The organism is Bradyrhizobium quebecense, assembly GCF_013373795.3.
GTDB classification, from domain to species: domain Bacteria; phylum Pseudomonadota; class Alphaproteobacteria; order Rhizobiales; family Xanthobacteraceae; genus Bradyrhizobium; species Bradyrhizobium quebecense.
Window position 1 is genome coordinate 5,672,048 of record NZ_CP088022.1, and the last position, 25,414, is coordinate 5,697,461.

General features: G+C 58.6%; 21 protein-coding genes and 3 pseudogenes. 13 read left to right on the forward strand and 11 right to left on the reverse strand.

Annotated features, from left to right (window positions below):
- The first annotated feature begins 423 nt into the window (after positions 1-423).
- From HU230_RS27355 to HU230_RS27385, 7 genes are all read left to right on the forward strand, one after another.
- Positions 424-723 (forward strand): hypothetical protein, encoded by a 300-nt coding sequence (locus HU230_RS27355; protein ID WP_176529070.1) that lies wholly within the window; start codon positions 424-426, stop codon positions 721-723.
- A 42-nt stretch (positions 724-765) separates the two neighbouring features.
- Positions 766-957 (forward strand): hypothetical protein, encoded by a 192-nt coding sequence (locus tag HU230_RS27360; RefSeq protein WP_014498042.1) that lies wholly within the window; start codon positions 766-768, stop codon positions 955-957.
- A gap of 118 nt (positions 958-1,075) precedes the next feature.
- Positions 1,076-1,969, forward strand: coding sequence for a SctD/MshK family protein (locus tag HU230_RS27365; protein ID WP_176529069.1), 894 nt, complete (start codon positions 1,076-1,078; stop codon positions 1,967-1,969).
- Between the two features lie 33 nt (positions 1,970-2,002).
- Positions 2,003-2,539: a hypothetical protein gene (locus tag HU230_RS27370; RefSeq protein WP_176529068.1), complete on the forward strand. Its 537-nt coding sequence runs from the start codon at positions 2,003-2,005 to the stop codon at positions 2,537-2,539.
- A gap of 2 nt (positions 2,540-2,541) precedes the next feature.
- Positions 2,542-2,967, forward strand: coding sequence for a type III secretion apparatus assembly chaperone SctY (gene sctY / locus HU230_RS27375; RefSeq protein ID WP_166106204.1), 426 nt, complete (start codon positions 2,542-2,544; stop codon positions 2,965-2,967).
- Between the two features lie 8 nt (positions 2,968-2,975).
- The gene (gene sctV / locus HU230_RS27380) at positions 2,976-5,093 is read left to right on the forward strand and encodes a type III secretion system export apparatus subunit SctV (protein WP_166104774.1); all 2,118 of its coding nucleotides are present in this window, start codon (positions 2,976-2,978) and stop codon (positions 5,091-5,093) included.
- Between the two features lie 208 nt (positions 5,094-5,301).
- Complete coding sequence (locus HU230_RS27385; protein WP_224924205.1) at positions 5,302-5,706, forward strand: tetratricopeptide repeat protein; 405 nt, start codon at positions 5,302-5,304, stop codon at positions 5,704-5,706.
- A 2,893-nt stretch (positions 5,707-8,599) separates the two neighbouring features.
- On the opposite strand, the gene tnpC (HU230_RS27390) is transcribed toward HU230_RS27385, so the two are convergent.
- The 4 genes from tnpC (HU230_RS27390) to HU230_RS44120 form a co-directional block, all read right to left on the reverse strand.
- A complete protein-coding gene (tnpC, locus tag HU230_RS27390) occupies positions 8,600-10,078 on the reverse strand; it encodes an IS66 family transposase (RefSeq protein WP_176534836.1) in 1,479 nt (492 codons plus the stop codon).
- Positions 10,079-10,200: 122 nt separating this feature from the next.
- Entirely contained in the window at positions 10,201-10,557 is a 357-nt protein-coding gene (tnpB, locus tag HU230_RS27395; protein ID WP_176529066.1) for an IS66 family insertion sequence element accessory protein TnpB, read from the reverse strand.
- Positions 10,554-10,979: an IS66-like element accessory protein TnpA gene (tnpA, locus tag HU230_RS27400; RefSeq protein ID WP_224924222.1), complete on the reverse strand. Its 426-nt coding sequence runs from the start codon at positions 10,977-10,979 to the stop codon at positions 10,554-10,556. The genes tnpB (HU230_RS27395) and tnpA (HU230_RS27400) overlap by 4 nt, the downstream gene beginning before the upstream one ends.
- A 230-nt stretch (positions 10,980-11,209) precedes the next feature.
- Positions 11,210-11,973 (reverse strand): IS5 family transposase gene (locus HU230_RS44120; protein WP_176529065.1). Its coding sequence is split into 2 segments (ribosomal slippage): positions 11,210-11,635 and positions 11,638-11,973, totalling 762 coding nucleotides; the frame shifts between segments, so codons are not numbered across the junction.
- Between the two features lie 675 nt (positions 11,974-12,648).
- Between HU230_RS44120 and HU230_RS27415 the strand changes: the two genes are divergently transcribed.
- The 3 genes and pseudogenes from HU230_RS27415 to HU230_RS27425 form a co-directional block, all read left to right on the forward strand.
- Entirely contained in the window at positions 12,649-13,398 is a 750-nt protein-coding gene (locus HU230_RS27415; RefSeq protein ID WP_029084301.1) for a P-loop NTPase family protein, read from the forward strand.
- A 59-nt stretch (positions 13,399-13,457) separates the two neighbouring features.
- The gene (locus tag HU230_RS27420) at positions 13,458-14,177 is read left to right on the forward strand and encodes a hypothetical protein (protein WP_166106206.1); all 720 of its coding nucleotides are present in this window, start codon (positions 13,458-13,460) and stop codon (positions 14,175-14,177) included.
- 240 nt (positions 14,178-14,417) lie between these two features.
- Positions 14,418-14,933, forward strand: a pseudogene (locus HU230_RS27425) (IS630 family transposase); the annotation flags it as partial.
- A 78-nt stretch (positions 14,934-15,011) separates the two neighbouring features.
- Here the strand turns inward: HU230_RS27425 and tnpC (HU230_RS27430) are convergent.
- Positions 15,012-15,821, reverse strand: a pseudogene (tnpC, locus tag HU230_RS27430) (IS66 family transposase); the annotation flags it as partial.
- Positions 15,822-15,881: 60 nt separating this feature from the next.
- Here tnpC (HU230_RS27430) and HU230_RS27435 point away from each other — a divergent pair.
- The gene (locus tag HU230_RS27435; RefSeq protein ID WP_176529064.1) at positions 15,882-16,886 is read left to right on the forward strand and encodes an IS110 family RNA-guided transposase; all 1,005 of its coding nucleotides are present in this window, start codon (positions 15,882-15,884) and stop codon (positions 16,884-16,886) included.
- Between the two features lie 229 nt (positions 16,887-17,115).
- Here HU230_RS27435 and HU230_RS27440 read toward each other — a convergent pair.
- From HU230_RS27440 to HU230_RS27460, 6 genes and pseudogenes are all read right to left on the reverse strand, one after another.
- Positions 17,116-17,964: pseudogene (locus HU230_RS27440) on the reverse strand (IS66 family transposase); the annotation flags it as partial.
- 45 nt (positions 17,965-18,009) lie between these two features.
- Positions 18,010-18,180 (reverse strand): IS66 family insertion sequence element accessory protein TnpB, encoded by a 171-nt coding sequence (tnpB, locus tag HU230_RS44125; RefSeq protein ID WP_420840803.1) that lies wholly within the window; start codon positions 18,178-18,180, stop codon positions 18,010-18,012.
- A complete protein-coding gene (gene tnpB, locus HU230_RS27445; protein WP_420840804.1) occupies positions 18,107-18,358 on the reverse strand; it encodes an IS66 family insertion sequence element accessory protein TnpB in 252 nt (83 codons plus the stop codon). The genes tnpB (HU230_RS44125) and tnpB (HU230_RS27445) overlap by 74 nt, the downstream gene beginning before the upstream one ends.
- Positions 18,355-18,753, reverse strand: coding sequence for an IS66-like element accessory protein TnpA (gene tnpA / locus HU230_RS27450; RefSeq protein ID WP_176529063.1), 399 nt, complete (start codon positions 18,751-18,753; stop codon positions 18,355-18,357). Before tnpA (HU230_RS27450) ends, tnpB (HU230_RS27445) begins: the two co-directional genes overlap by 4 nt.
- A 423-nt stretch (positions 18,754-19,176) precedes the next feature.
- Complete coding sequence (locus HU230_RS27455) at positions 19,177-19,422, reverse strand: hypothetical protein (protein ID WP_224924204.1); 246 nt, start codon at positions 19,420-19,422, stop codon at positions 19,177-19,179.
- Positions 19,423-19,590: 168 nt separating this feature from the next.
- Positions 19,591-21,210 carry a hypothetical protein gene (locus HU230_RS27460; RefSeq protein WP_176529062.1) on the reverse strand — a complete coding sequence of 540 codons (1,620 nt, stop codon included), beginning with the start codon at positions 21,208-21,210 and terminating at the stop codon, positions 19,591-19,593.
- A 932-nt stretch (positions 21,211-22,142) separates the two neighbouring features.
- Here HU230_RS27460 and HU230_RS27465 point away from each other — a divergent pair.
- Together HU230_RS27465 and HU230_RS27470 are read left to right on the forward strand one after the other, a co-directional pair.
- Positions 22,143-22,424, forward strand: coding sequence for a hypothetical protein (locus HU230_RS27465; protein ID WP_176529061.1), 282 nt, complete (start codon positions 22,143-22,145; stop codon positions 22,422-22,424).
- Positions 22,425-24,140: 1,716 nt separating this feature from the next.
- Positions 24,141-25,211: a cytochrome-c peroxidase gene (locus HU230_RS27470; protein WP_166103738.1), complete on the forward strand. Its 1,071-nt coding sequence runs from the start codon at positions 24,141-24,143 to the stop codon at positions 25,209-25,211.
- Positions 25,212-25,414 lie beyond the last annotated feature (203 nt).

Below are 25,414 nucleotides of genomic sequence, written 5' to 3' on the forward strand. Positions count from 1 at the left end.
GTTGCGCGCTATCGATGCAATCTCTAAGTGCCGGCGATCACACCATCAGTCTCCGCAGCAACGCTCACCGACAAACGCAACAACCCGGCCGTAGGCCCAGCGACCGGGCCTGATCGCCGGACCACGCACACCCGTCAGAGCTTCGCTGCAAGCTTCACCAGACCAACGAATTGCGCCTGACGCGCAGGCACGTTCGCCGCGCCGATATCGGCTCGGCGTCAGGCTGATCATACGCGCGGCCAGGGAGGCAAATGAAGCTTGCAAGCTGTCAGCAGGTGATGAGCTTCTGCAAAGCGCCGCCCCAATGTTCTGGAACGCGAGACTCGTCAGCTTCTCGAAAGGTAGCGCTCCTAGCATGAGGCCGCTGAACTGTAGGCGAGGAGTCGTCTATTGAGCGTAACAAGACGAGCATAGGAGAAGTCGATGATTGGAGAAATGATCGGAAGCGCCGCCGGCGGACGGTTGGGCGGACCTGCCGGAGCTGCGATTGGTTCCGCCGTGGGCGGGGCCCTTGATCAAGCCTTTGGAAAGGTGATCCACAAGCTGGGGTCCGAAGATAGTCACCCCGACAAAGCTGCCGACAACAAGAACGCTGAAACGAGCAACGTACAGCCCAAGACCGATGGTCTCGGCAAGAACGCAGAGCTGAGCCTGAGCAGTCTGGGGGGCGAGCACGTCTTTCTTTCTATTCCTGCCATCGTATCATCGGCCCGCCCGACGTAGCAGGCCACAACTACGACACACGACAAAGAAAGGTGAATAGACATGGCGGTTAATAGTGTTGGCGGTAACGGTGCCGCTCCTGCTACTCAGCAGACCCAGGATGCCGGTTTCCAGAACCAGATGGCTGAGTTCGAGCGTGTTAGCCAAAAAGTTCAGGCCCAGGCCGTGGCGATGCGCAGAATTACGACCGAGCTCTCTTCCGAGAAGAAGGTCGCCGACGAACGCGTCCAGTAAATCTGCAAGGCGGTTGGCTCACCGAGTCGCTACCGTGTCCGCGCAGTGAATGACGAACTCTGCAAGAGCCGTACGGCGAACTGCCGTACGGCTTGTCTCGTTATTCAGGAGATGATCCGTGAGCGAATCGATTTCTCTCGAGTTTGAGGTCTTATCGGGACTCTATGCCGGGCTTAGGGGCAAAACCGCTATTGGGGCCAGCCTCATCGGCAGCGGCCTCGATGCCGATCTGATCTTCTTTGAACAAGGGCTCGAACCGCGCCACCTTCGCATCACCCCGCATACCAATTCGATCGAGATCGAGGCCCTTGCAGCCAATATCAGACTGGACGGCCGCGAGAATATGCCCCCAGGCGAGCGCGTTAGTGTTCCTCTTCCTGCCGTCGTTCATGTCGGCGCCATGTCCATTCGCTGGTCGACGCAAGATTTGCCGCAAGGTGGCTCAAGCAACCGCTCTTTTATCTGGATCGTGGTGCTCAGCCTCGTCTTGCTCAGCTCCATGGCGATCGGCGCCGTCTCGCCCATATTCGCCCCTGACGATAACGCAGTGCCGCCGAGCACAGACGCATCGCCTGTGGCCGACATTGCCGCCAAACCAGCCATCAATCGTCTGGATGCGAAGGCCGCTGATGCAACTGCCGAATTGCTGCGGCAGGAGGTTGAACGAGGGGGCCTTCTTAATATCAAGGTCGGTTCGGGGCACGGCGTCGTGACCGCGGAAGGAACCGTGACCCCAGCCCTTGGCGCAAAATGGCAGGAAATCCAGCAATGGTTTGATCATCAAACCAACGGAACTCCTGCCCTTGTGAACGCGGTCACCGTCAAGGACGAAAAGGCGCCGCCCTCAATCTCGGTCCAAGCGGTTTGGCGCGGAAGCGAACGTTATCTTCTTATCGGCGGCCAGAAGTATTTCGTGGGAGCGCTGCTGAGCAATGGATGGACCGTCGATCGAATCGAGGATGGACGAGTGCTGCTCAGTCGGAACGGCCGCTTCGCTGCACTTCCCTATTAATGTTTTCGCCCTGCAGGAAGAAAGGAGAAGCCTATGGCCCGACTGCCCCAGCACCCTGTAGGGTCCGGCCCCTTGTCGCAGGGGTATGACGCGGGGGAGCATGCATCGGTCAACGGCCCGACCACCCCGAAAGCCGACCACATCGAAGTCGCGGGCGCTCATGCAGATGGCGCCACGAAACAGGCGTCGTGGCGAGACGCATCCGCTCAGGATCTGACAATTGATCCTGCGAGCGAAGCCGCGCTCGAGGTCGGCCCGATCGATGCAATCTCGCGCGTCACTCTCTTCGAGAGGGCTGCTGGCGCAAATGAAATCGACCCCCGCGCTGTACTTGCCTCACTTTATGGCCACAATCTGTCACAAGGCCTGCTCTCCTTTGTCATTCCACGCCTGCGTCATCCGGACGTGCTGCGCGCAGACAGGCATGGTGCTCTTCTGGAGCGCTTAACGCAAACGCTGGAATCAACGCCAGACGACAAGACGGCCGGCGAATGCTTGGCGATCCTGCAGCAAGAACTGCGGCGGTTCCTTCTGCTCCGGCAAAATCAGAACAGCTTGATCAAGGGCTAGCCATGATCGAATCGGATCGAGTGCAGGATGTCCGCACCTCGGCCCCGGACGTTTCCAAGTCCGGCGATATCCTGCTGATCTCCGGGCCGGAGCGTGACCTGCTCTGCGCCCTCTCCTATGTCCACCTCGCGTGCGGGCAGAGCGCACAAAGTCTGGCCCTGCTACGAATCGCAGCCCGCGAACATTCCCAGGATGTCGATCTGCTCCGAATTCTGGCCTACACCCTCATCTCGGAGGGCCTTGGTGACGAAGCACTTGAGGTGCTCGATCAGCTGGACGCCGTTGATGCTCACCCGTCTTCACGCGTGCCTTTGACGCTCCTGCGCAGTCAAGCGCTGCGGGAGGCAGGCCGCATGACCGAGGCCCGCGATGTCTTCCGACGCTATGTGTCATTGCGCGGCAGCACCGCTCTCATCAAACAGAAATAGGGACCTTCATGGCCAACGCCTTGCGTAAATTCATCCTGCGCGCGCCGGCTCATCCGGATTTTATGGTCGCGTTGATGCTGCTTCTGGCGATCGGCATGATGATCATGCCGATCCCGATCATCGTGATTGACATGCTGATCGGCTTCAATCTTGGCTTTGCCATATTGCTGCTGATGGTTGCCCTCTATCTCAGCACAGCGCTTGATTTTTCCTCGTTGCCCGGCGTCATCCTTATCTCGACGGTATTTCGTCTCTCGCTGACCATCGCAACCACGCGGCTTATTCTTGCGGAGGGTGACGCAGGCAGCATTATCCACACCTTTGGCGACTTCGTAATATCAGGGAATATCGCTGTCGGAGTCGTCATATTCCTGATCGTGACCATGGTGCAGTTCATGGTTCTTGCGAAAGGCGCCGAGCGCGTCGCAGAGGTTTCTGCGCGCTTCACGCTCGACGCGCTGCCGGGCAAACAGATGGCGATAGACGCGGAGCTGCGCAATAACCATATCGATCAACACGAAGCGCGTCGCCGGCGCGCGGCACTGGAGCAAGAGAGCCAACTTCATGGCGCCATGGATGGTGCCATGAAGTTTGTCAAGGGCGACGCGATCGCTGGCCTGATCGTCATCTGCATCAACATGCTGGGTGGGATCAGTATCGGCCTGCTGTCCAAGGGTATGTCGCTCGATGAGGCGCTGCACCAATATACGCTGCTGACAATAGGGGATGCGCTCATCTCGCAGATCCCGGCGCTGCTGCTGTCGATCACGGCCGCAACCATCGTCACGCGTGTGAACGGGCCTTCCAAGCTCAGACTTGGTGCCGATATTGTCAACCAACTCACGGCAAGCACACAAGCCCTTCGCTTAGCCGCTTGCGTCTTGCTCTTGATGGGACTCGTTCCCGGCTTCCCTTTGCCGCCGTTCGTCATTCTAGCTGGGCTCTTCGCTGCAGCGAGCTATGTCAGGGTTGGGGCGAAAAGCGACAAGACGGCAGGTAAGACAAGTGCAGATGCCGCCGCTTCCGCTCGGGCTCTAGCACAGACCCAGGAACAAGCTGTTCATGCGGAGGCACTTCCGATCGCGCTGTTCCTCGCGCCGGACCTGACGTATTTAATCGACAAGAACGAGCTGGAGCAGTGCATCGCGCGCGTTTCGACGCTGGTATCGGCGGATCTTGGCATAACGGTCCCGCGTATCCCGGCTCAGGTCGATCAGCATCTGTCCAAGTCGCAGTTCAGGGTAGATGTCGACAGCGTGCCGGTGGAACGGGATGTAATCGATCCGACGCAACTCGCGCTCAACGACGATGTGGCGAACATCGAATTGAGCGGCATCCCCTTTCGACAAGAGCCGGAGACGAATCGGGTCTGGATCGAAGAAGGTCATGCGGCCGCCCTCAAAGCCGCGGGAATCGGATATCATCGTCCGAGCGAAATTCTTGCCTTGCGTCTCCACTTCACATTGACACGCTATGCACAGCGCTTGGTAGGCATTCAAGAAACTCGCCAATTGCTTGGCCGAATGGAGCAGGAATACGCTGATCTGGTCAAGGAAGTGCTGCGTACGACCACCGTTCCTCGGATCGCCGAGGTCCTGCGCCGCCTACTCGATGAGGGCATTCCAATTCGCAACACCCGCCTACTGCTGGAAGCCCTGGCAGAATGGAGTGAACGCGAGCAAAATGCGGTCCTGCTCACCGAATATGTTCGTGCCACCTTGAAACGGCAGATCTGTTTTCGCTATGCCAATGCCCATCGGGTTGTGGCCGCCTTTATCATCGAGCGCGAGACCGAGGATATTGTCCGCGGCGCGGTGCGCGAAACCGCTGTCGGTCCATACCTCGTTTTGGACGATTGGCAGAGCGAGAAGCTGCTTGCACAATTCCGTCAGATCCATTCGACCATCGCTCGAAGTCAGAGCCAACCCATTATTCTCGGTTCGATGGATATCCGCCGTTTTGTACGAGGCTTTCTCACCCGCAACGGAATCGATTTGCCCGTTCTGTCCTATCAGGATCTCGCTTCGGATTTCACCGTCCAGCCGATTGGGTCCGTCAAGCTTCCGGCTGCCAAGGATAAGGCCGCTTCCTCGGAGCGTGGCGGGCTCCTTACCGCGCCGACTTAACAGAACGCAGCCGCTTATCCCGAGATGGCCCATGACTCCATATGCGATCAGCGTCGGGCGGCGCTTGTGCTCCTTTGGTCCGGGCTCGTGCCCAGCTCTTCTCGCCATATTGCTGCTATCAGCTTGTGCCGGCTCGGAGCGGTCGGCGCTCTCCCCGCAGCAGACATCCACATCAGATCCAGCAGGCGCCGTGGAGATTGATCCTGCCATGCGTGAGCGCATTGTTCGCGCCATCGATCGGGATGCTGACGAGCAGACTTTACGCGACACGTTGAGGCAACAACCGGACAACGTCGATGCGGCGATTCCTCTTGCTCGGGCCCTGCTGGGACGCAGATCCCCAGATGATGCGCTTGAGGTGCTCGACGCGCTCTTACTGGTCGTACCTGGCGACCTGCGCGCGCTGAATGCCAAGGGTGTTGTGCTCGACCACGAGGGCCGCCATCGCGAGGCACAAGCGCTATACCGCCAAGCTCTTGAAACAGCTCCCGCAAATGCGATGTTGCGTAACAACCTCAAACTCTCGCTCGCACTTGAAAGCAAGACGGAGAGCGGGAACACAGACCCACGGCCGCTAACGGACGGCCGGCAGGCGTTGGCCCGCTCGAGATGAGTTGGCGAACAGCAGCGAAGCGCCGATGCTGCCTGCCGGTCAGCTTGCCGACAGCAAATGTTGCCTATGAGTCGCGCGGAGACTGAAGAGACAAGCTCCGCCAAGCAACGTCGCCGAGAGGAATGCAACTCGCCATGTATAATCGCATTAGTGACTCTTCCATCGCCTACCCCGCAAGCATTTCCGAGGCAGATGAACTGGGAAACCGCACTGAGGATAGCCGAAGCTTCGCAGACATGTTTTCGGAAATGCGGCTAGGCTCGTCTGGTCAGCACGCTGGCTCATCTTCGACGGGAAGCCGGCCGTACTTTCTCGGTTCCGAGCCCCGGTGGTTGAGATCTCAAAGTCCACCTTCGAGAACGAGCTAGTTAGAGGAGTTTTATGGCGACGATATCGGGCATATCGCTACGCATCCGCAGCGGTACTCAGATCCAATCTCCCAAAAAGCCCAACGCACGGCGGATATCGCGTTTCGCTTCGGCAGGAAAGCCGGATCGGAACAGGCGCGATATTTCAGCTATCAGCTGGGCAACAAAAGCGTTGGACTTCTTCGAACCGAGCCCGGAGGCCTCATGAGCGAGCTCTTCAAAGGCGACAACGCGTGGCGGGAGAAGTTCCCTAGACGAGATGAAATCACGTCAAGGATAGATTTCCGAGTTACCCATCCACTTGTCGATAACGCAGGCGATATTCTGCTGGAACATCAGCTTCGCTCGATGGCGACGAACCGCCCGTCCTGTCTCACTCGATCAACCCGGCAGCGAAAGCTCGCGCCTGAGCATTGGGCTTCGTTGATGTAAGCGATTCGATGATGGTGCTTGAACCTACCAAGCGCGCGGACAGGTGTAAGAAGAGCGAAGATGGACAATGGCGGCGAGAGGGCAGACCACCCTTGTATCTTGCCGCAACTGAAGACAGAGCCGGCAGTGATGCTGGGCGGCCCCAGAACTCAGCGACTCCCGCGCAGGATCCGTACGATGATGGATACGACTTCATGTAGATCGCGCCGCTCACGATGAGACAACTCAGGTGGTCAGCAAGATGGATTCTCGCACTGGTCCGACTCGACTCTGATACAATTCGAGGTACTCTTTGATCACTGACACCAAGCATCCCGCGCGGGAATGGACCCGGTGGCGGCATGGAGTTCAAGCCACACCAGGAACGGCATGCCATTTGACGCCGCGGCCTGACGCTTCACTGAAGGCACCTCCACACTGCTCAAGTTGCGAAGATCCGCAGCCTGACGTTGCACCCCGCCAGAACAAGGAGGCGACGCCCGCATTCTGCGTGTAGTAAGTAGGCTTTGCGGGTTTTCGGACTATAGACCATGCGTACGCCGGGACGCTCGCACCGCCCACGACAGGAGCACTCGGATGATCATGCCGGTTCGCCGAAACTGGAATCCAGACGAATTGTTCCATGGTCTACAATGCTCACCGCCGAACCATCGGTTGTACGCGCACGTTGGGACAAATTGTGGCCTGATCTGTACACAGAATATGACGCCACGCATCAGAGGCAAGAATTACAGGTCCGAAATCTGGACATTACCGATGACGCTGAGGCGTTTTTTCAAGCTGGGCGCCGACGAAGAACGTCACACCGATGGATTCATCCGCATCATTGAACTTGTCGCTAACGGATCCGAAAACGCGCTACGCGCGCTATCGAGACACTCGATCGCATGATTTTGATCCGATCGGTGCACGCCTGAATGACGAATTCTCCTTGATGGTTATGATCGCATTTGATGAGATGTGCACTTGCCCCGCCTATGCTGCCGAAAATTCGTTCTATGATGGACTTGGAAACGACACGTTCCATTATTGGCTCAGAGAAAGTGATTGCCGACGAGGCGGTTCACTCAATGAACGCCGTTGACGTTATTCGCGCTCATACAGCGACCGCATTGGCGAAGTCGCCGCAATTCTCGACAACCTCATCAGGCGCGTTACCGACAATCTGAATTATTCTAGAACCTTCGTCCTGGATTATTTCGGCGGAGTGTACGATAGAGAGATGTTTGCCAGCTCCCGTCTCGCTGTGATGAGAAACGTTGCCAAGCCAATCGCGGTGTAGAGAGAGGTGGATGGAGCCATCGGCCACGACCCATGGCACCGCGCAGCAATCGAGCAGCCGTGCACGACGGCCTGAGCCGGACAGCTTATTGGACGGCGCAGCCTCATAGGCTCTTTGCACAGATGCGCATCCAAATCAATCTCACAGCGAGCCTGAAAAGCTAAACCGTCGCTCTCATTGCCCTGCGATCCGCCGTGCGCCGCAAGTCGCCATGCTTGCTCAGTTGCTGCCGAGTTCACGTCCATTTCACCTGCAATGTCGTGTTCGTGACGTTCTCACGGTTGAGCGCGCTGCCAAGAAGGTAAACTCCGCGTTTTGTTTTGCAGTCACTTGACCACGTAGTGCGCCCATCGAGAGCCGTCGAGCAATCGGTCCAGCTTTGCTCGGCTGCTTGCGAACGGTGTGCGGCTCCCGCTTTGTCGGCTTCCTTGGCCGCGACGGAACTTGGCCCCGATGTAACGAAAGGCGATCGCCATTGAGTATGGAGCTCCGTGGCGACCGAGGTGCGAGGCGCCGCTCCTGGTGCCCTCCACTCGATGGCGCGCACCGCCTGAGCGGCTCTGCACACCATACAATCCAAAGTCAGCTTGATGCTGAGCTCCATGAAGGCTCTCACTGACAAATATTCATCTGGGTCGAGCTGCGCACATCGTGCCGGCGACGCCAGCTCTGCTAACGAACGGCAACTGGGCCGAGAAGCCCACAGGGGAATGGGCCGAGCCCCCAAGCAGCGGCTTGCGGACCAGCCCGGCTGAGGTGGCTCGGCCGATGCCCTCCTGTCCAGGCCCGCGAAGAAAGGTAAGCGTCGTTCTCAGGCCACAGCTTTGAGGTCTTGACGACAATAGGCCCACGGAAGCAGCTGATCGATGTCGCTGTTTGGATGGCCGTTGACGATCCTGGTGAGGGCGTCGGTCAGGTAAGCGAGCGGATCGACGTCGTTCAGCTTACAGGTTTCGACCAGGGAGGCGATGGTGGCCCAGTGCTCGGCGCCGCCGTCGGAGCCTGCGAACAGCGCATTTTTCCGGTTCAGCGTGATCGGACGGATCGAGCGCTCGACGACGTTGTTGTCGAGCTCGATGCGGCCGTCATTGATGAAGCGCGTCAGGCCCTCCCAGCGTGAGAGCGCATAGCGAATGGCGTCGGCCAACTTGCCCTTTTGGCTGATCAACGCGAGCTTTGCGCGGAGCCATCGCTCGAAGGCTTCCGCCAGCGGCCGGATTTTCTGCTGCCGAACGAGACGGCGCTCCTCGGCGCCGCGACCACGGATGTCCCTTTCGATGGCGTAGAACTCGGCGATATGCTTGAGCGCCTCGCTGGCAATGGGCGCGGGACCGGGTGTGGCAAGTTCGTAGAAGTTACGTCGCATGTGCGACCAGCAGAATGCAAGTTGGACATCGCCACGCTCGGCGAGCTTGCCATAGCCGGCATAGCCATCGACCTGCAGGATCCCTTCGAAGCCTGCGAGATGGGCGATCGGCCGATCGGCTTTGCGATCGGGGGCATAGACATAGGCAACGCCCGGCGGATCGGCACCGCCCCACGGCCGGTCGTCCGCTGCATAGGCCCAGAGCTGACCGGTCTTGGTGCGTCCGCGGCCGGGATCGAGCACCGGCATCGTCGTCTCGTCGGCGAACAGCTTTGGCCGTTGCCTGAGCTTGCCGAGCAGACGGTCATGCAGCGGACGCAGGTGGAAGGCAGCTTGTCCTACCCAGTCCGCCAGCGTCGAACGATCGAGCTCAATGCCCTGGCGGGCGTAAATCTGCGCCTGCCGGTAGAGCGGCAGGTGATCGGCATATTTGGAGACCAGGACGTGGGCGACGGTGGCCTCGGTCGGCAATCCGCCCTCGATCAGCCTAATCGGGGCCGGCGCCTGCATGACCCCGTCCTCGCAAGCCCGGCAGGCGTATTTGGGACGCCGGGTCACGAGGATCCGGAACTGCGCCGGGACCAGGTCCAGCCGCTCGCTTCTATCCTCGCCGATCCGGTGCAACTCGCCCTGGCAACAGGGACAGGTCTTGCCCTCGATGTCGACGACGACCTCGATCCGCGGCAGGTGCATCGGCAAGGCGCCACGGTTGCCGCGGCGCGTGCGAGCCCGCGCCTCACGGCCTTCAGGTGCGCTCACGTCCTGTGCCGTCTCGTTGTATGCGGCAACCTGCTCGACGTCTTCCAAGCCCAGCAGCATCTGATCTTCAGGCAGCGTCTCTGCCCGCCGGCCAAACCGATGCCGCTGCAATTCCTTGATGATCTGACGCAGCCGTTCGCTCTCGCATCGTTCGGCAAGCAGCATCGCTTTCAGCGTCTCGGGATCGTCAGGCAGGGCGTCGCTCACACCCAATTCAGAGCATATTCGCCGCCATCTGGCGACGCGTCCGACGCTCCTGATTCATTTCGCCGCAGCGCTGCCAACAGCTATCCGGCCTGCGTTGGCGTCGACGTCTCCCGCGCCTCATGCACAAGCCGCCAGTCGAGCCCTTCCAGCAGCGCCGACAATTGCGCCGCCGACAGGCGCATCACGCCGTCCTCGATCTTCGGCCAGCGGAAGATCCCATCCTCGAGCCTCTTGGCGAACAGGCACAGACCCGTTCCGTCCCAGAACACCAGCTTGATCCGATCCGCCCGCTTGGCCCGGAACACATAGACAGCTCCCGAGAATGGATCTGCCCGCATGCTCTCGCGCACCAGGGTCGCGAGCCCTTCCATCCCCTTACGGAAGTCCACCGGCTTGGTCGCCACCATCACCCGGACCGCACCCGACGGACCGATCACCGGCTCGCCTTCAGCGCCTGGACAATCGACGCAACCATCGTCGTATCCGCACCACGACCGGCCCGGATCATGATGCCGTCGACTTCGATCTCGATAATCCCGGCATCGCAACGGCGAGCCCGGGTATCCGCTTTGGCCTTGCAGCGCACCGCTTTGCGCTCCCGGTCAACAGCGGGCGCCGGCACCGCGGCATCCACCACCGCCGGCACAAACTGTACTTCTTCTATTGCGGAATGACCGCCTGCTGCTTCTCGCAACTGACGTCGCCAGCCAAACAACTGCTGCGGTGACAATCCATGCCGTCGGGCTACCGAACAGACCGAGTCGCCGCTCGCCACGATCTCCGCAACGATCCGCGCCTTGTCCCCATCGCTCCACTTCCGCCGACGGCCGGCTCCGGTGAAGACTTCAAGCCGCCGCACCGGCTCCGTGATAGCACTATGCTCTGTGTCCATTCTAAGCCTAACGGTCCAAACCGAACCGCAGACTCGCAGATCACCCCGTCATCCGGAAGGTGGCCGCTGAACAGCGCTTACGAAGAAAGGCTGGCACCGACCGGATAACATCCGCCGAAACAGTCATCGCTGAAGCTGCGGCAGGCGGCCGCGCCGGCCTGTTTGGCGGATGCGTCTGACCTAGGTCGTGTGGACACTTACCGCATCCAAAGGACGATGGCTGCGAGAGTGACGACGGCGCGATAATTTCGGGCGGTCTTTTCGAAGCGGGTTGCGACGCGGCGGAACTGCTTGAGCTTTGAGAAGCAGCATTCGACGAGGTGACGCTGGGCATAGAGGTGCTTGTCCAGCGGGTATTTGAGTGTGCGTGACGGGTTGTTGGGGATGACGGCGAGCGCGCCCTTGGCGGCGATGGCTTGGCGCAAATGATCGGCGTCATAGGCCGTATCGGCCATGACGACCTCGGCAGGTAGTCCCTCGATCAATGCGGCAGCTTGCGGTGCATCGCCCTGCTGGCCTGCGGTCAGCGCGAACCGTACGGGACATCCCAAGCCACGAACGGCCATATGTATCTTGGTGCTCAGCCCCCCGCGCGAGCGGCCGATCGCCTGATCTTCAGACCCCCTTTTTTGGCCCCGGCGGCGTGCTGATGCGCCCGGACGATGGTGGAATCGACGATCAAATATTCGAAGTCCGGATCATCGGACATCGCCTCGAAGATCCGCCACCAGACGCCCTTGATGCTCCATCGACTGAAGCGCCGGAACACGCTGTTCCAATCCCCGAACGCCTCCGGGAGATCACGCCAGGGAGAGCCCGTGCGAACAATCCAAAGTACACCTTCCACGAACATCCGATTGTCGCGCCCAGTGGAGCCCTTCTGGTCGGGGCGACCTATGATCAGCGGCGCCATCCGCTCCCAAGCCGCGTCGCTCAATACCAAACGGTCCATCACACCCAAGACTGCCTCCCCAAAAGCAGTCTTGAATCTGATTTGCGCCTAAAAGGGAATCCTTAGAGTCCACACCACCTAGCCCTACTCTGCATCGCGACATGTTCCTGTCAACTTGGTGGATGAGGAAAAACCACAAGGCGCGTCTTAGGGAAGTCCTGCGAATTGCGGAACGGCACACCTTGCAACGACTGCCAATCTGCCGAGCTGCAGACAGAGGACGACTTTCATCAAAGTTTTCTGGGCAGCGTTCGGTCCTGCTCCGCAGCCTCGACGCAAGCCCACCTCATAGCACCGCCTCGATCAGTTCGATCAACGCTTGAATCTGACGCTACGTGCGATTCCCGTCATTTCATGCTGATCGAGAATCGGCAGCATCAAGTAGCTAATGGTGATCGCGATGATCACCACCCGCGCACAGTTGTTTCCTCGAGAACTTCCCTTCAGCTACTCGCAAACCTCTCGTGGAGTACGATCACGAGTGATTAGTTGCTGTTCTCGACCTACATTCTCACTGCAATCAAGTGGCCTCTGCCGCTCGCTGTTGCAGAATATTCATCAGTTGCGCGGCTCCCGCATCAAAGATGCCATTGCCCCTTCTTTCTGCCATGTTCGCGTCCAAAGCAGAGGCTCGCCGAGCGCGTACTTCGCGCTTGGCAACAGCGAGTGTCTCAGGAGATTTTCATGGTGAAGCCAGTTGTGATTGTGGTGGGTGCGGACAAGGGAGGAGTCGGAAAGACGACCGTATCACGAACGCTTCTGGACTACTTCAGCGTCAATAAGGTGCAAACACGCGCATTCGACACGGAGTCGCCGCGGGGAACGCTGAAGCGCTTCTATCCCGAGATCACCGAGATCGTCGATATGACGACCACCGCGGACCAGATGAAGATTTTCGATACCCTAAATTCAGGGCTATCCGTCACCGTCATCGATGCTCGCGCCGGCTTATTGTCCTCAGCACTGGCCTCCTTGCGCGACATCGGCTTTTTGGATTCGGCGCGGTCCGGCCAGATCACCTTTGCCGTATTCCATATCTTGGGATCATCCATCGCTTCTCTGGACGAGATCGCTGAGACCGCGACCTTCATGAGCGGCGCAAAGTACTATCTGGTCAAGAACTTCATCAACGACACTCAGTTCTTTCAGTGGGACCAATCGACCTACAACTCCTATTTTCACCGCATCAAGCATGCGACCGAGTTGACCATACCGAAACTCAACGAGATGGCCTATGAGCAGGTCGAAGTCGCTTCCGTCCCATTCGTGGACTTCGTCGCAAACAAGGGGCGGAACGATGAGCCAGCGAACAACTCCTTCGTGCTGCGCGGTTATGTCCGGCACTGGCTGGCAAATGTCTGGAGGGAATTTGACCGTATCAACTTGACGGAGCTGGCCGGCGCCAGGTCAGCCACCCAGGCTGGCGAGAAGTAATCCGATTCTCGGCGCGCTCCGGGTTGAGCCACGTACCAAACAACATTGATCTGCTGGCTATGTTAGCGACCCCACTCTACATCATCTGCTCTCCTAGCCCGCAGGTCGGCAAAACCCTCATCGCTCGCCTCGTAAGCGAGTTCTTGCTGCTGAAACATGGCACCGCGTTGTCGTTTGATGTCAATCTGAAGGAGCCGTCATTGCTCGATTACCTTCCCAACATCACGGAGACCGCAGATGTGATTGATACTTACGGCAAGATGCAGCTGATGGACCCACTGATCATCCACGATCGGGTAGCCAAGGTGATCGACCTCGGCTTTCATGCCTTCGACGAGTTCTTCAAGATGTGCGAGGAGATTGGCTTCATCAAAGAGACGGCGCGCTGCTATGTCGCCCCTATCATCTTGTTCGTCGCTGGCACTGACCGCATCTCCATGCGAAGTTATGAAATGCTGCGGCAAAGGATTCCGACGCCGGCGCTAGTCACTGTGCACAATGAATTTGTGCTCCGCGGAGAGTTACCTGGAGCGATGGATGGCGAGCGGGTACTTCGGATTGCCGCGCTGCCGCCGTTTCTCAAGAGATATATCGACCGACTTAGCTTCTCATTCACCGGGTATCTGCGCAACGAGAAGGACTGGTCTACCGAACTACATCAGTGGATCCGCGGAAATTACACTATGTTTCGCGATCTGGAATCCAGTATGATCCTGCGGGGCCCCTATCGATCTCGGGCGACGAACATCGCGAGCCTAAGGAGCACAAGGGCCACGTGAGGTTCTGTCTCGCCGTCCATTTCGATTAGAGATGAACGTATGCAACTACCAGATTCATTGCCGGGATCGCCGAGTCGAGAGCACTCCGTTTTATCGTGATCGTCCGCGGCAGCGCTTACGCCGAACGGCCGATCCGGACACGCCGGCTCTCGGAAAGATCAGTGACCAGCTGACGTTGCGAGGAGCCAGACGTATCGACGGCTCTTCCATCAAGTGGTGCTTCACAGCTAGGCCGGACTTGATCCGGGCCGGCTCGTCTTCATCGATGAGACTTGGATCAAGACCAACATGGCCCCTTTGCGGGGCTAGGGCCCCAAGGGCGCACGCCTGCGCGGCTTCGCCCCGCACGGTCACTGGCGTACCCTCACATTCCTCGGCGCGCTCCGCCATGACCAACTCACGGCACCCTGCGTCTTCGACGGCCCGGTCAACGGCGAATGCTTCTGCGCTTATGTGAAGCACCTTCTCCTGCCAACCCTGCGCGAAGGCGACATCGTCATTCTCGACAAGCTCGGAAGCCACAAGTCGAAAGCTGTCAGGCAGATGATCCAGGCTGCTGGCGCCAGGCTCTGGTACCTGCCGCCATACTCGCCCGACCTCAACCCGATCGAACAGGCCTTCTCCAAGATCAAACACTGGATGCGGCAGGCTCAGAGGCGCACCGTCGAAGACACTTGGCGCCACATCGGTCACCTCGTTCAGGATATCCAGCCTCGCGAATGCGCGAACTGCTTCGCAAACGCAGGTTATGCTTCGTACGCCTACGACGAAGGCCGCCTGATTGACGCGTGCGCGCGGGCACGGCGAGCTATATGTGATGGCGTTGGGTGAAGGTCAGGCGGCTTGCTGATCGTCGGATTTGCCGGCTTGGCGCGGAAGCTTCCATTCCCAGGGCAGCAGTTCGTGCAGCCGCGATGCAGGAAGATCGGCGATACGGGCGAGGACGTCGGCAAGCCAGGCCTTTGGATCGACGTCATTGAGACGACACGTCGTGATCATCGTCAGCATGATGGCGGCACGGTCGGCACCACGCTGGCTGCCGGCGAAGGTCCAGTTGCGCCGTCCCAAGGCGATGCCTCTCAAAGCGAGTTCAGCGCAATTGTTAGTCAAGCAGATCCTGCCGTCGTCGAGGAAGCGGGCGAAGCCCTCCCAGCGCCTGCGCATGTAGTTGATCGGCTTCAGGACCTCGGACGAGCGCGAGAGGGTTTCTCGCTCGCACAGTAGCCAGGCGTGCATGTCGTCGAGAAGCGCCTTGCTCTGTTCCTGGCGCACGGCACGTCGCTCGTCGGCGCTGCAGCCGTTGATGGCGCGCTCGATCTCGAACAACGCGTCCAGCCGCCTGACCGCCTCCAGTGCGATCGGGGAGACCGGTTTGTCCTTCGTGCCTTCCCAAGCATTTTTCTCAATGTCAGCCAGCTCGAAGAAGCCTCGCCGTGCATGGGCAAAGCAATACGCCGGCGTAATTGGCAGTGTCTTCTTCTGCGGATCGAACAGCGGCTCGAAGCCGTTGTAGCAATCGGCTTGCAGGATGCCAGCGAAGACCGCCAGATGCTTTTGGGGATGCTCGCCTCGTCGGTCGCTCGAGGCGTAATAGACCGCAGCCGGCGGCGCGGGCCCGGCGAAGGGTCGGTCATCCCGCACATAATGAGATGGACGGTCCCCGCCCTGATAAGCTCGAAAGAGCACCCAGAAGGAGGACAAGCTATGGCTATGATGACAATTGGGCTCGATATCTCGAAGAGCTGGTTTCAAATCCATTGGATTACGGCGGATGGAGAAATCGTCCGCAAGAAGCTCGCCCGCGGGAAGGTTCTCGATTTCTTTTCACGGCTTCCAAGTTGTCTCGTTGGTCTTGAGGCTTGCGGCAGCGCACATCATTGGGCTCGTGAACTGATGAAGCTTGGACACAAAGCACGTCTTATGCCGGCCCGCTACGTACGAGCCTACGTGAAGACAAACAAGCATGATGCTGCTGATGCGGAGGCGTGCTGGGAGGCCGTCCAACGACCTGGCATGCGCTTTGTCCCTGTAAAAACCGTCGAGCAGCAGGGAATTTTAATGCTACATCGCACGCGCGATTTGCTTATTCGACAACGCACAGGCGCGATAAATGCTCTGCGCGGTCATTTGGGCGAGTTAGGGATCGTGACCGGAAAGGGAAAAGCAAACGCGAGAGAGCTCATGGCACTCGTGGACGTTGACGAGCGTATTCCACAGAGCGCGCGTAGCGCCCTTTCAATCCTTGTCGATCAGATCGAAGACCTTGAGCTACACATTGAAAGCTACGAAAAGATGATCCTTGCAACTGCCAAAGACAATGAAGTCTGTCGGCGTCTCATGAAGGTGGCGGGCATCGGCCCATTTGCCGCCACTGCCCTAGCGGCGTCTGTCGACCATCCACAACAGTTCGCGTCGGCAAGGCATTTCGCTGCCTGGCTTGGACTAGTACCAAAGCAGCATTCGACCGGGGGAAAAGAGCGGTTGGGTGGTATCAGCAAGCGCGGCGACGGCTACATTCGTAAGTTGCTGATACATGGCGCCCGAGCGGCCGTTCATCGCGTCCGTATCCATCAGGTCCCCAATACTTGGATAAGAGAGCTGCTCGACAGGCGTCCCTTCAATGTCGTGACGGTAGCGCTTGCTCACAAAACTGCACGGATCGCTTGGGCCATCATGGCCAATGGTGAAGAGTACCGCCCGCAAGTATAAATCGGGCGTGGTTCCGTTTGCGAGGGCAAAAGCAGAGTGATGGCAACCGGTCGGACCGGGGTCGGCTAAGCCCGTTGGACCTATCGAGCTTCAGAGCTCGCCAACGTAATTGGGCGCCGATCCGCGGATCTCATCAAGGCTCGTGGCATTGCCATAAAGCCGGATAGATAGCTGCAAACGATCGTTAGCCGAAACAAAGCAAATGGCCTTGCAAGGCGGGGACCGTCCATAGATAGGTCCAGATCCGCCCAGTCGTGCATTTGCCCTTGGCCAGGATACGGATGGTGGTGTCGTCGCCATGTAGGCGCTCGGCCGCCAGCACATGACGCTCGATCAAGTGGAAGAGCGGCATGACGGCAAAGGTCCCGTGGCCGATCTGGTCAGCCAGTGTCGATAACGGCAAATCGATCCTCTCGGCCTTAAAGCGCACGCTCTGGCGGTTGAGCGAGATATGCATGCCGAACTTGTCGAACAGGTTCGTCGCCAACAATTGTGGACCGATGAAGCCACGCGGTGTGGCATGGAACGGCGCCGGCGGCTGGCTGATCTTCTCGCAGTCCCGGCAGGTGAACTTCTCGCGCACCGTCTCGATGACCTTGAAGCGGCGCGGGATCTCCTCCAGGGTCTTGGTCACATCCTCGCCGACCTTCGCCAGCCGCGATCCACCGCAGCAGGCGCAGGTCGTTGGAGCTTCAACAACGACGCGCTCGTGTTCGATATCGTCGGGCCAAGGCTTGCGCACCGGCCGCTTACGCGTGAAGGGACGGACGTTCTGCGTCTTCGCTGCCGCCGCCTGTGCGGCGAGCTCGTCCTCGCTCGCCGTGGTGATGAGTTCCTCGAGCTCCAACTCCAACTGCTCGAGCAGCCGTGCCGAGCGCTCGGAGCGCTGCCCGTGCAGTTCGCGTTTGAGCTTCTCAATTCGCAGCTCAAGATGCGCGATCAGCGCCTCGTTGTCCGACAGCTCCGCCAACGCACTGGCAGCCACCGCTTCGGCTCGCAGCCGCGCCTCACGCTCGGCCTGCAGCGCCGCTAGAGCGCTGACAAGGTCCGATGGAAGATCGTCCAGCTTCGATATCATGAAGCCATTGAATCAGATCAAGCCGCAGATGCAAACCAAAAACGGCTACCCGACCCGTGTCGGACGCTGTGCTTCTTGCGGGTTGCGCCAATCGATTCCGGACAACAGATAGCTCATCTGCGCTGGCGAGATCGTCACAGCTTCACCCGCAACGGATGGCCATATAAACCTTCCTCGCTCGAGTCTCTTGGTGAACAGGCATGCCCCCCTGGCCATCGTGCCAGATCACCTTCACAAGATCGCCGCGGCGACCCCGGAAGACGAACAAATGACCGCTGAGCGGGTCCTTGCTCAGCACCTCCTGCACCTGGAGTGCCAACGACGGAAAGCCTCGGCGCATATCCGTGTGGCCTGTCGCCAGCCACACTCGCGCGCCCGTCGGAACCGGGATCATCGGTGGGCCAAAGCATCGAGAACGCGACGTAGCGCGTCTCCATCAACGTCGCCATCGACCCGAATGCGATGCCCGCTACCAAGATCGATCTCGATGATGCCATCGCTCTTGCGTCGCCGCGCCGTCGTCGTCAACGGCACTTCGGCCAGCTCCCGCGGTGACGCAGGCGGCCCAATCTCGACCGGAACAAACGGAGCCATGCTCGCTTCGCCGTGCTTGCAAAGCTCCTTGCGCCACCTGAACAGCTGGCTCACATGAAGCCCGGCCACGCGAGCCACCTCGGAAACACTGGCGCCGGGCTCAAGCGATGCTGCAACAAGCCGCTCTTTCTCGTCCTGCGACCACCGGCGCCGCCGCTCGACCGATGTGATTACCTCAGTCCTCGAAATCGTCATAGCGCTTCTCCTAGGATTACCCCTAGGACCTGCAGCGATCTCGTTCGTCAAACAAGGCGGCCTTCAGTGGAGGGATACTATGCTTCAGTCAAAATGTGAAACGCTCTAGCGACAGGAACCGCATGCCGAAGCGACCTGCCGCAGCTCTTGAAAAGCCCAAAGCTCATCCGCTGTAACGTTGCTGACCCCCACCACGAGGCGGCACCCGCCCTCGACGTAATCAACAAAAGCTATCCTATGTCTTCTTGGATGAAGAACTGCCGTCTCGCTTGGCATCAGCCGCGAGGATCGATCTTCCAACATCGCTCATGGCGTCACAGATAGAGGCCGGCAAACGCCCATGACCCGAGTCATGATCGCACGCGTGTTCAGGTCAACAATTGAGCATCTGCAGCGATACGATAGGTGCTTCTTAAGGTCCAGTCACTGCAGTCGATCTGCACCGCGACCGATGAACTCAAGCACCGACTGCGCGTTGCTGATCTCGCGTGAGACGCGCTTCAATATCCGGATTGCCGCCTCTTCCGTCGCGATCAGTCCCGCACTCTCGCAGGCGATCCCGAAATGATGCATGACCTGTTCGATGGAGGGTACGATACGGTTCTGCAACAAGCTGGTCGTCAATGATGAGAGCATGTGGTCGACGACATCCTTTTCAGCCTCGATCAACAATTGCGTCCCTTCTGATTGTTTACTCACTTCTGTGTGATGTGACGCTCCCGATCACATCATTAGGAGCTCGCCGCGTCGATTCGTTGTGTCGCGGAGTCGCTGCATGATACGCATTGAACAGCGCAACCGGGAGATTTCTTTGCTCGATTACCTCGGCTGCTGGGACTACTTCTCCTCAGTACGGAGCTGCGCTGCTCCAGTTTGCGTAAGTTTCAGCTGCCTGATGATCTCCGCTATCGCCTCGTGGCGGGCAGCGTCTTGCGGCCATTTACTGAAGCCATCCAGCAGATTCTCCGAATCCGGCTTGGTAAAGTCAAAGAGCCGGATACCGCGGCCAAGGACCTCATTGATGACTGCGATCGTGGCTTGGCGAGCGGCGCTCTCTCGCGGCCATCTGTTGAAACCGATCACTATCCCCCTGAGGTCCTGGGCAGAGAAATCTGAGAGCCCGGTCCCGCGCTCGGTGCGGCGAAGCACCTCGCCCGCGAGCATAACGGTCACTTGAGCGCACGGCAGCTCCTCCGGCCAATTGCTGAAGCCGTTCACTAGATTCGCCAGCCACTGCTGTGAAAAATCGTCTAACTGGGTAGCACGGCGCAAGACCTCACGAGCGAGTGCGACCGCGGCGCGGCGAACGGCCAGCTCCTCCGGCCACTTGCTAAAACCGTTCACCAGGTTTGCCAACCCCTGCTGCGTAAGATCGCGGAGTTGCGCAGCACGGCGAAGAACCTCCCCAGCGATCGCGACTGTAGCCTTACGACAGACCGCATCTTCCGGCCATTTGCAAAAGCCGTTCACCAGGTTCGCCAGCCCTTGTTGGGTATAATGAGGAAGCTGGGTGGCACGGCGCAGGAGTTCACTTGCGATCGCGACTGTCGCCTGACGAGAGACCGCGTCATCTGGCCATTTACTGAAGCCATTCACCAAATTCGCCAGATCCTGCTCGCTAAACTCACGAAACCGGGCGGCACGTCCGAGGACTTCACCCGCGATCGCGACTGTAACTTGACCGTAGGGCCGCTCATCTGGCCACTTGCTGAAACCGTTCACCAGGATGGCCAATCCCTGCTGCGCAAAAGCGCGGAGCCGACCGGGACGGCGCACGATTTCAAGTGCCAGCGCGGCCGCGGCTTGGCGCGAGGTCACTTCTTCCGGCCATTTGCTGAAACCGTTGACCAGACTCACCAACCCTTGCTGTGTAAAGTCAGAGAGCTGGTGGTGGCGGTTCGCACGGCGAATAACCTCACCCGCGATTGCGACGGCGGCCTGGCGAAAGTCGGCCTCTTCTGGCCATTTGCTGAAACCGTTTATCAGCGCTGCCAGGCTCAGATTGTTCAGCTCTTGAAGCGACCTGCTTTCCTCGCGACAAAGCCTAGCTATTCGGATCGCTCCATAGTGACATTCCGAGCTTCTGGAGTGCCGGCCGAATGACGCTGCAAAGATAGATAGGGCCCTGATTCCGATTTTCGCCATCAGAGCATGGTCAATCTGCGACACGCGAGAAGCGATCTTTTCGCAAGCGTCCCGCCCCGGCTGACCTCCGGCTTTTCGACTCACCGCGTTGCACGTCGTGGCATAGCCCCACGATCTTTCGGCACGGATGCCGTCCTCGAAGCTTGGCAGGAATCTAGATTGAAACTCAACGGCCGCTTTCTGCAGAAACACCAGTTGGTCTGCCTTGCGGAGCTGCTTGTCGCGCGCGACCACTACGGTTGAGAATTCAACGATGTCACGAGCACGATCAATTTCGCTTAGCGCCGTCGTCAGGTTAGCTTCAGCGGACATACGACCTCCGAGCTTTCACCACGGCGCACCGTGCGGCCACGCGCTCAATGTGACCGATCATCGCCTCTGGCTGGCAATTAGCCACCTATGCAATTGGAGCATCTCCTTGCAAGCTCCCGGCTGTTCACTCAGCTCGCTGTCGCTGCGACGAGACACACGGTTGCAGCTGTTGTCACTCCTGTCCGTAGCATTCTATCGTCTCACGCAATATCGCGACTTCGTTCTTTCCACCCCGATCGACAATGACAGAACGGCGTCGTCCCGCCGAGGATGCAGCCGATTTTCCTGCCCGTCGCCCAAGCGAGAACATCGGCAAATAGTGAGCCATCCTGCCCGATCATTATCGCCAATAAATCGTAGACGCCTGCCAAGCGCGCCTTTGTCTTTACGCCTCTGCGAGGTTACAACCTGACGCAACGCTAGATTCAAGCTGCTAAATCGGCATTGCGACGCGGACGGCGTCAGCCGCCGATCTTCTCTCGTTCAACACTATTTTAAATGCCATTTTACGATCTGCTCGCAGAGGTCTCGAGCTCGGCGCGTGCCGCTTACTCGATCGAGTTGCGGGTGCTCATCTTATTCCCTTTGCGAGAAAACATCACCGCTATGCGAATCCCATGATGGGGTAAGCGCCGCCCCTCACTGTTAAATCTTCTATGGACACAGATGGAACGCAGGAATAATGCAACCTACACGATTCAACGCCGGAAAACGCAGCAATCTGCTGCAAATTCTAGTCCCACGCACATCGTAAGATGATATGCGATTGATAAGAACCTTGCATACGTTGAATCGCTCACCACATTTTGCCGGGGAATGGCAGCAAGCCGCAAGTTCTCAGACGCAATCAATCGGCGTGAATTTGGGGCCATGGAGCGGCTGCGCACTGCAGACGGTGCACTTAATACTCCAATGCCAGGTGAACATCCGCGATGATTTCGATTGACGATCGATTAAGTGAGCTCAGGTGGATACGGAACGAGATCTGGCGCTGTCGTAGGTTGCTCGAAACGGAGCTGCCCGGTGCGGAGCGCGAGGTCGTTGAGAAGCGTCTGCTTGAACAACTTTCTGACTTTAAGCGGCTCTTGCAGGTCGCAATTCCCTTGACTTTATGCTCTGAAGTTAGTTCGACCAAAATCGCCTCCACTGAAGCGCCCATCGAGAGCGCCGCAATGGCATCAACCGACCGCTTCGGAATGTCGATTGGTAGCTGATATGAACGGCTGCTCGTGCTCGAGAAGCCCCTTCAAAGCTGACGGGAAGGGCGAGCGCGGAGCGCTCTGAGCTGAAGACCGCCATGGGTTGAACCGCGCGACCCTAACCCAAACATGCAAGCCGATAGATCCCCCGGACCAGTTGGTGCGAACCGATGGCTTATTTACTGCGGCCTCGCACGCCGCCGAATTGACTGCAGCGCTGATAACGAGCGCAACAGCACCGCAATTACCATCTTTAGATCACATTAAAACCTCGCACATGCTTGCGCTTTGATTGCCTAGCGACGCCTATGGCGTCGTAGCGCGCACGTACCCGCTGGAAGATCAGATGCAACCAGCTAGGCGACGCTTTTAGCCCGATTGACTTTCGAGAACCAGCGTGGCGAAAGCTCCGGCGCCCTATCAATTCTGGCACGTCACTGTGGTTGATATTGCAAAATTGCCGCGCCGGCGGCATCATTCCCGATGCGGGACGATCGGCTGGCTGTTGACGCCTGGTTTCGATCTTCCGCTTCTCTTCGCCGCGGTGGGCATCACTCGGCGACATTCGATACGCAAGCTTTTGAAATTGTCCTTCAGACAAAACATGGCCGCGTCTATATCTCCACGTCCTGTGAAGTGATCACAGAAGCGCATCACATCTGGTCTGCAAGACGTCAAGACCTCCTCTGACCTCAGATCCCGAGCGCGGGCGTTCCCTGTACACCACGTGGCCGCAATCGCAATCGCTGCAAGGCCGGCTAGATAGCGAAGCGCCCGGTAAGCCCAACTCGTTAGTGGCTCCCGATTCAACAAGAAGTCCCTAAGCTGCATATCCTTCACTATCGTTCTTTGCGCCACACGCAACATATGGAAAAGGCCACTGCAACGGTAGCAGCGGTCCTGCTATTGTGGACCCGGCTTTGCAACACTTGCGAGTCATTGTTGCACCACGCGCAATAGAATTGTTGCGGGCCACAGAACAATAGAGATTGGCTGCATTTGCAGATCCCGCAGCCCGTTCTGGATCTTGAGACATTCGCGATGTTATGTTCCTTACTAATGTTCCGTTCTGCAAAGGCGTCCGATCCTCAGCAAGGCCCACACCTACAACCTGACGCTGCGGTCGATTCAAGCACTTTGATCGTCGAAGCCACTGTCACAACGTTCTTGGCTGGAATATTTATAGCTTGACGTGAGCGAGTAATGCGCACTCCACGCGGCAGCGCGCACGAAAACGCCATTTGATGTCGGCCGATGATCGCGGCCCACCGTTGATAGCGCAGCGTATTATTGAAGGCGTCGCAAGGGCACAGCGGATCCATCGAATCGATCGCCCGATTGCGTCAAAGCTGCTCGTTTTGTTCGGCGTCTGACCAATGTCTTGAAACCTGCACGGTCGAAGAACGCCGGACCGACAGCGCACGACCTGAGCACACAGGTTCGAAGCGTAGACCAGAACTCCTTTGGTCGGGGCTAGTGGTTGTCGGTCTGTGACGGGCGCCCGATTCAGCAGATTCGAGCGGCCTTCTGCTATTGCTAGTCTGCAATTGCTTGGACCGATCAGCGGCTTAGACCTTAAGCTCCCCTGGCACGGCGGTTGCTACTCCGACGACGGCGGATGAGTCCTGGTATGCAGTCTAGCCGCAACACGAGCCGGGCGAGACGAGCAGGCACGCATGCCCCACCCCGATGTTCGAAATACCGGCAAAGGCGACGAGAGTGAGGCTTAGTATGAGGAAATCAGCGGTACGCGAGCTTTACATGGTGGGCACGCTATATGTCTTGGCCGCGGGGGTCCTGGCTTCGTCGGCGGCAGGCGCCGATAATGATTTGATGAGCGCCGCGAGGCGGATTTTCAGGCCGATCCCCTCAATCGTTCCCGCGGTCAAGGACAACCCCATCACCCACGAAAAGGTCACACTCGGCAAGACTCTGTTCTTCGATCCGAGGTTATCTGCGAGCGAGGTCATTAGCTGCAATACATGTCATAACCTTGGAACCGGCGGAGTGGATGCTGGCCCGACATCGGTTGGGCATCGCTGGCAGCTGGGTTCACGTCGCGCACCAACAGTCTACAACGCCGTCTTCAATGTGGCGCAGTTCTGGGATGGTCGAGCGGCAGACCTCAAAGCGCAGGCCGAAGGTCCCGTCCAGGCTAGCGTCGAAATGAATGCGACGCCCGTTCACGTGGTCGACACATTGAATTCAATGGCCGAGTATATCGTTATGTTCAGTAAGGCGTTCCCCAGCGATGCAACGCCGGTTACCTTTGAAAATTTCGCCAAGGCCATCGAGGCTTTCGAGGCCACCTTGATCACGCCCGCCGCCCCTTTTGATCAGTACCTCGAGGGTGATGCGTATGCCCTTAGCGATCGGCAGAAAGCGGGATTAAAGCTGTTTATCGAAAAGGGATGCTCGTCTTGCCACAATGGTATCAACGTCGGTGGGCAGGATTACTTCGCTTTCGGTGCGGTGGAGCGGCCCGCCGCAAGCCTACTGCCGAGAAACGACAAGGGCCGTTTCGCCGTCACCAAGATGCCCAGCGACGAGTATGTTTTCCGCTCTGCGCCGTTGCGCAACGTCGCATTGCGGCCCCCCTACTTTCATTCCGGCCAGGTTTGGAGCCTCAAAGAAGCGGTTGGAGTAATGAGTGAGAGTCAACTCGGCGCGAAGCTTAGCGATACAGAAAAAGATGACATCGTGGCATTTCTGAATTCACTCACCGGGCAGCTGCCTAAGATCGATTATCCGATATTGCCCACGCGTACCGACACAACGCCTAAGCCCTCCGTGCACAAATAGAGCCATCACCGCAGCAGAACCAGACGTTTGTCGCGCAGGAATGCGGTTCGCTGCGGCGAAGTGAAAAGGCACGGTCTCAAGCTGGAGCTCGCTCACACTCTGGACAGCAAAAAGCAATCCGGCTCCGAGTTCCTGCGGGTGCCATCGGCTTTGACATAGAAGCAAACATTGCCCGAGCGTGCCGTGAGCTCTTATATCTCTCC